We start from the raw sequence: 317 nt of genomic DNA, 5'->3' as shown, positions 1-317 counted from the left end.
TCCATCGGGCCAAAAGCCTGCAGCGCACCCAGGTAGGTCGGGGTTTCCACCAGCACCCGGCTGCCCGGGTCGATCAGCACCTTGGCCACCAGGTCTAGGCCTTGCTGGGAACCGGTGGTGATCAGCACCTGCGCCGGGTCCACCGCCCAGGGCAGCAGCGCCGCCACCTGTTCGCGCAGCGCGGGCAGGCCCTCGCTGGCCGCGTACTGCAAGGCACCGGGACCGTCGTCGTGCAGCACGCGGGCACAGGCGTCGGCAAACACCTCCACCGGAAAGGTCTTGGGCGAGGGCAGGCCACCGGCGAAGCTGATGATGCC

The 317-nt window shown here is 70.0% G+C and carries 1 protein-coding gene; it reads right to left on the bottom strand.

The features are described 5' to 3' along the window. The coding region (locus HA630_RS27205; RefSeq protein WP_166832225.1) for an aminotransferase class I/II-fold pyridoxal phosphate-dependent enzyme at window positions 1–317 on the bottom strand (317 nt) is incomplete at both ends.

It is taken from the genome of Aquabacterium sp. A08, assembly GCF_011742065.1.
The sequence above is the reverse complement of the archived record's forward strand: the minus strand, read 5'-3'. Positions and strand labels throughout refer to the sequence as shown.